The 5,681-nt window shown below is 58.1% G+C and carries 5 protein-coding genes, 2 tRNA genes and 1 pseudogene; 5 read left to right on the top strand and 3 right to left on the bottom strand.

The annotated features are described in order from the left end of the window. The 3 genes and pseudogenes from QZ377_RS12365 to QZ377_RS12375 form a co-directional block, all read left to right on the top strand. Positions 1–588 (top strand): annotated as a pseudogene (locus QZ377_RS12365) (radical SAM protein); the annotation flags it as partial. Further along, a complete protein-coding gene (locus tag QZ377_RS12370) occupies positions 588–1,091 on the top strand; it encodes a cob(I)yrinic acid a,c-diamide adenosyltransferase (RefSeq protein ID WP_291441516.1) in 504 nt (167 codons plus the stop codon). The pseudogene QZ377_RS12365 and the gene QZ377_RS12370, both read left to right, overlap by 1 nt. 100 nt (positions 1,092–1,191) lie before the next feature. After that, positions 1,192–1,695, top strand: coding sequence for a translation initiation factor 2 (locus tag QZ377_RS12375; RefSeq protein WP_291441518.1), 504 nt, complete (start codon positions 1,192–1,194; stop codon positions 1,693–1,695). Between the two features lie 265 nt (positions 1,696–1,960). Here the strand turns inward: QZ377_RS12375 and QZ377_RS12380 are convergent, their stop codons facing one another. Together QZ377_RS12380 and murA are read right to left on the bottom strand one after the other, a co-directional pair. Further along, positions 1,961–2,668, bottom strand: coding sequence for a BON domain-containing protein (locus tag QZ377_RS12380; RefSeq protein ID WP_291441520.1), 708 nt, complete (start codon positions 2,666–2,668; stop codon positions 1,961–1,963). A gap of 17 nt (positions 2,669–2,685) precedes the next feature. Next, positions 2,686–3,939, bottom strand: coding sequence for a UDP-N-acetylglucosamine 1-carboxyvinyltransferase (gene murA / locus QZ377_RS12385; protein ID WP_291441522.1), 1,254 nt, complete (start codon positions 3,937–3,939; stop codon positions 2,686–2,688). 269 nt (positions 3,940–4,208) lie between these two features. Between murA and QZ377_RS12390 the strand changes: the two genes are divergently transcribed. Beyond that, positions 4,209–4,284 (top strand) — tRNA-His (locus QZ377_RS12390). Positions 4,285–4,720: 436 nt separating this feature from the next. Then, positions 4,721–4,797, top strand: a tRNA-Pro gene (locus tag QZ377_RS12395). A 442-nt stretch (positions 4,798–5,239) separates the two neighbouring features. On the opposite strand, the gene QZ377_RS12400 is transcribed toward QZ377_RS12395, so the two are convergent. Continuing rightward, entirely contained in the window at positions 5,240–5,413 is a 174-nt protein-coding gene (locus QZ377_RS12400; RefSeq protein ID WP_291441524.1) for a hypothetical protein, read from the bottom strand. Positions 5,414–5,681 lie beyond the last annotated feature (268 nt).

The following is a 5,681-nucleotide window of genomic DNA, read 5'->3' on the forward strand; positions in this document are numbered from 1 at the left end:
TCCCTTGCCACGGCCCGGGGTATGCGCAGCCTGCTGGTAACCAACGGCTACATGTCGGCGGATTGCCTGACGGTTCTGAGCCGGAGCATTCAGGCGGCCAATGTGGACCTCAAGGCTTTCAGCGACAGCTTTTACCGTCAATACTGCGGCGCGCGCCTACAGCCGGTGCTCGACAACCTCAAGACCATCAGGGCCATGGGCTGGTGGCTTGAAGTGACAACTCTCGTCATTCCCGGCGTCAATGACAGCCCGGGCGAACTCAAGGCCGCCGCGTCCTTTATCCGGCAGGAACTGGGGGCTGATACCCCCTGGCATATCTCAGCCTTTCACGGCGCGCACCTCATGGCCGATCACCCTTCCACCCCGCCGGCAAAGCTTGAAGAAGCATGGGCCATAGGCCGTGATGAAGGCCTGCATTTTGTATATATAGGCAATGCGCAAAGCGCGTTGGGCGGCAATACGTTTTGCCCCCAGTGCGGCAATCTGGTTATAGAACGCCGGGGCTACAACATACAGTCACTCATGCAGGCAGACGCGCCCGGCGCGTGTCCTTCCTGCCATGCGGCCCTGGCAGGAGTATGGAGCTGATGATTCTTGTTTACACAGGCGACGGCAAAGGCAAAACAAGCGCCTGCACAGGACAGGCCGTGCGCGCCATGGGCCAGGGCATGACCGTGGCTTTTGGCCAGTTTATGAAGCGCAACGGGCAGGCAGGCGAACAGGCCATGCTGGCGCAATGGCTGGGACCGCGCTTTCTGGCCGGGGGATGCGGTTTTCTGCGTCGTGACGAAGACCGCCCCGCCCACCGTGAAGCAGCCCTGCACGTGCTTGAATGGGCGCGGCGGCAGATGGCCGAGGCCGACATGCTGGTACTGGACGAAAGCCTTTACGCCTTTGGCGCGGGCATTCTCTTGCGTGAGGAAATTGAAGAGCTCATGGCTCTGGCGCGACAGGAGGACACGCATCTGGTGCTCTCGGGCCGCAACGCGCCGGACTGGCTGCTGGACGCGGCGGACCTTGTAACCTCCATGACCGAAATCAAGCATCCCTGGCGCGCGGGCATCAAGGCCGCGCCCGGCATAGAGTTTTGAGGCCCGTGCCACATGAGAGCTGTTGCCCTTTCATGCAGAACAGCGCACCCCTTGCAACAGCATGTTCCCACACTCTGTAAAAAAACGTAAAGGACTGTTCATGGCGGCATTTACCATCTACGTGGCTGGCTCTTTCAAACATAAACACGGCGTGCGCCTTCTGGGCCGCGAACTGCGCGACATGGGCTGCCGTATTCTGGACTGGACGGAAAAAGCCGTGCCGCCCCCGGGCCTGACCCCGGCGGAACGCCGCATATGGATGGATACTGACCGTGACGGCGGCCAGGTATATTCCTTTTGCCGCGATGCCTGCCTTGAGGCGGACATAGTCATCTATTACGGAGCTTCCGGCCAGGATGCAGGTGTGGAAGTAGGATTGGCCGCCGGAGCCGGAGTACCCGTGCTCGGCATATGCGGGCCGCTGGAAGGCCCCGGCCTCATGCTGCACGGGGCCGTGAACCACTGGGTGGACAGCGCCGAAGAAGCTCTGGACGCCATCGCCGCTCTTCTGCGCCACAAGGAGGCTGATTGGGAAATGCTGCCCGCCGAATCGCAGGAGGGCATACGCCGCATGGGGCTGGCCCTGGGCCGCAAAAAATCCTGAATCGGCGCACAACGCCTTTATCCGGCGGGCTTGCAAGCCCGCCCTTCAGACGGCCAGTGCCGACACAGCCTGACGGGCCAAGCCGTACCCCGTTGCCGTACCAGGCTTTCCAGCAATTTTTCAAATGCAGCAGGGGCCGCCCGCGCCATGTCATGCGCCGTGCGGCCCCTGCTGCATAAGCCTCAAAACTTCGCCGAAAAGCCGCTGTGCGAAAATACGGCAATGCTGTTCACCGGATAGGCGGATATGCGGCAATACGCCCGTGTCAGGGCAGGTCGCGGCTTTCTACATTGCCGGAAGCTCCCGGCGCCCCGCCCGAAGATGCGGGAGAAGTATTCATCCCCCCTGAGCTGCCCGAAGTGTTGTCGGGTACAAAGCCGCCATCGGCCGGTCCCATGCCCTCGTGCTGTTCGGACGCGCCCGCGCCAAGCTGCCCGGCTTTTTGTGGCAGCATAAGATAGCTCGTTACCGCGGTTACCCCCGGCACGCTCCGCGCCGCCTGTATGGCAAGCTGCTTTTCAGCGTCATCCTTCACAACACCCAGCAGCACCACTCTGCCCGCATTCACTTCTGTATCTATACGGGTAGAAGAAAGTCCTTTGGTTCCGATAAGGTCCTTGCGCAGCCTGGTTGCCAGCACAATATTGCTGGTATCGCTCCTGCCCGGGGTAAACCAGTGCGGCGTTACCGAAAGCGGGTTATACCGGCGGGCAATGGTCAGGGCCTTGCCCTGCATGTCCGGCGGAACCTCACCCACCAGAAAAACATGCCGGTAAAAACTGTATACCGCCACAGACCAGCCCCCGGTAAAGCTTTCATTCATAAGGGCCGTCTTGATCTTGGTCGCCATTCCCTTGTCGTCGGAAATGGTATCCATAAGACGTTGGTCGTCGTACAGGCCATAGCCTCCGTAAGCGCAGCCGTTAAGACCGGCCAGCATGAACAGAAGCAAAATAAGCGCCAGGCGTTGCATGGTTTCTCCTTGGCTGTTTACTGCTTTTCCCGCCGGATGCGCGCGCCCACGGCGTTAAGCTTGTGCTCGATATGCTCGTAGCCTCTGTCCAGATGATAAATGCGCCGCACCTCTGTAACGCCCTGGGCAGCGAGGCCCGCAAGCACCAGCGAAGCGCTGGCCCGCAGGTCTGATGCCATAACAGGCGCGCCCGTGAGCTTCTGTACGCCGCGCACCATGGCCGTATGGCCCGAAACCTTGATCTGCGCGCCCATGCGCATCAGTTCAAGAACATGCATGAAGCGGTTTTCAAAAATGCTTTCTTCCACCACGCTGGCCCCCTGCGCCAGGCACATGAGCGCCATGATCTGGGCCTGCATGTCTGTAGGAAAGCCGGGGTATGGCTGGGTTTTCACGTCCGTGCCGCGCAGGGGGGCCGCGCAGCAGCGGGCGAGCACTCCGCTGCCCTGCTGCGTGATCTCCATCCCCATGCTGCGCAGCTTGAGAATAACGGACTCAAGCTCGTCATAAGGGCAGTTGTGCAAAAGAAGTTCGCCGCCTGTAATGCCCGCTGCCGCCAGAAAGGTTCCGGCTTCAATGCGGTCCGGCATGACGGGATAGGTGGCTTGGTGCAGGGAGCTGACGCCTTCAATGCGTATGCACGATGTACCCTGCCCGCTTATGCGCGCGCCGCAGGCGCACAGGAAATTTGCCAGGTCCACCACCTCAGGCTCAAGGGCCACGTTTTCCAGCACGGTCTTGCCCTCGGCCAGCACGGCCGCCATGAGCAGATTTTCCGTACCGCCCACCGTGGGCATGTCAAAAGTGATGCGCGCTCCCGTGAGCTTGCGGCAACGGCCGATAATATAGCCTTCTTCCAACTGGAAGCTCGCGCCCATCTGCTCCAGCCCCTTCAGGTGCTGGTCCACGGGGCGCGCGCCGATGGCGCAGCCGCCGGGCAGCGCAACACGGGCCTGGCCTATACGGGCAAGCAGCGGCCCCAGGCAAAGCACCGATGCACGCATGGTGCGCACAAGGTCGTACGGGGCCTCGGGCAGCAAGCTGCCCGGAACGATACGCACCTGCCCGTTTTCATACTGGCAGTCGCAGCCGAGCACCTTGAGCAGGTTAAGGGTGGTGTGAATATCGCGAAGATCAGGAACATTGGTAATAGTAACAGGCTCTTCAGGCAAAATTGCAGCAAAAAGGATCGGCAGCGCCGCATTTTTTGAACCACTCACCTCAATACTGCCCGTAAGCGGCACGCCACCTTCAATGACCAATTTATCCATATATAGCCTCGAAATATTTTTTATGCATGTGGCCGCGAAAATCCGGTCCCGGTCACCGGGTTTGCCTCAAAAGGGCCGAAAAGCAGACAGGCAGACAGTGGCGGACGGGACGGCAGACCTGCCGAAACAACGGCCGAAAAAATGGCCGCAGACCGCCCCTTGCGGCGGTTGGCGCAGTGTAGTTTTTTTTCTAGATAAAATCCAGAGCCGCAGCAATGCAAAAAAAGCTTGCCAAAAGGAATTATCCTGCTTATAAGGATTTTTCTGTGGCGGAAGTAGCTCAGTAGGTAGAGCACCTGGTTGTGGCCCAGGTGGCCGTGGGTTCAAGTCCCATCTTTCGCCCCACAAATTTCTTTTTTGCGGAAACGTCCGTGAGGTCTGCCTCCCGGACGTTTCTTATTTTTCTTTTTCTTCCTTTTTGGCAGTGGCACAAGCCTTCGGCAGCCACCTGAACGCAATAGCCTTTTGACCAGACACATACAGTTCACGGCTGCCACAGGGCCGCTGCCCTGCCCAGACACAGAACGGCTCGAAACCACACGTGACCCGAAAAAGCAAAAACATCCCGGCATACGCCCCGTCATAACCCAAGGCAGGGCTTGACATGGGGCATGGCAAAATGGTTAAACCGACAGCGCAACGGCCCTGCGCAGAATATGCGCTTTTATGGGGCAACTTTTTGGCAGATCGTGGGCATGCCGGGGCAGAAGCTCCGCTGGATGGCGACCAACAGCCCGTCCCCTACTGATCCCGCGCCGGCATTTGCCACGGCGCATTCCTGCGGAGCGTGGCGCAGCTTGGTAGCGCACCTGCTTTGGGAGCAGGGGGTCGAAGGTTCGAATCCTTTCGCTCCGACCAGACATTACAAAGGGTTAGAAGTAAAACTCTAGCCCTTTTTGTTTTCCTTAAAATTGATTTCCAACCCTACTTCCAACCTTTGTGCGGAAAATGGATATTACTCCATGTACCTCCGTAGCACATTTTTGATAGACTTAGATATCTCATGCGCAAGCTACTCTGATGTTTGCCACGGCAGATAGCTATTATTTTTTTGTTCATGGGTAGCAAAGAATGCCCCCGTCATACGGCCATGCATCAAGTGCGGAAAAATGCCTCGGCTTGAAACCTCAAGGCCAGATGGAAGAACCCACGATATTTATCGATTTGTCTGCTGTGGTTGCACCAACCATCCCTAGCGTCTTGATTACACATATCACTTTTCAGTCAAAAAATACTGTCATCGGAAAGGGGAAAGCGGGAATAACCCCTGCTTCCCACCCTACAATCAGCTTTTAGCCCTCTACCGACCTTCACTTTCAGGCAAGGCCAGCGTTTCAGGTTCATCCATGGGATCACCCACTGCATCGCGGCTGCCGCTCTTCCGCCCCTCCAATTCCACAGAAATCGCCGCCGCAGTGAACACCCCTGCGATTCCGGCCAGTATGCCACCTATAAATACCCATTTATTGCTCATGGTTATTCTCCTTTTCAGTTGCGTAAATACAGGAGGCGGGATCACTCCCGCCCACTGTTCGTTGCCGTTTTGAATAGATTAATCGTCCCAATTTTCCTTGATGACCTGCAACACAGCAATGGCAACAGGTATCCATGCCAGTGGGTTCATACAGCCTCCTTGAGTGTCAGCAGCGCGGGATGCGCCGCCGGTTGTGGGTGAAAATTGTTAAAATGGGCCGTGCCGGACTCCAGCGGCAATAGTCCAAGGGTACCATCATGCCGCACCG

The organism is Desulfovibrio sp. (assembly GCF_019424165.1).
Lineage (GTDB): Bacteria > Desulfobacterota > Desulfovibrionia > Desulfovibrionales > Desulfovibrionaceae > Desulfovibrio.

Excerpts from the sequence above, each read along its gene's own strand:
- QZ377_RS12370 (WP_291441516.1), top strand. The coding sequence starts at position 588 with ATGATTCTTGTTTACACAGGCGACGGCAAAGGCAAAACAAGCGCCTGC.
- QZ377_RS12375 (WP_291441518.1), top strand. The coding sequence starts at position 1,192 with ATGGCGGCATTTACCATCTACGTGGCTGGCTCTTTCAAACATAAACAC.
- QZ377_RS12380 (WP_291441520.1), bottom strand. The coding sequence starts at position 2,668 with ATGCAACGCCTGGCGCTTATTTTGCTTCTGTTCATGCTGGCCGGTCTT.
- murA (WP_291441522.1), bottom strand. The coding sequence starts at position 3,939 with ATGGATAAATTGGTCATTGAAGGTGGCGTGCCGCTTACGGGCAGTATT.
- QZ377_RS12400 (WP_291441524.1), bottom strand. The coding sequence starts at position 5,413 with ATGAGCAATAAATGGGTATTTATAGGTGGCATACTGGCCGGAATCGCA.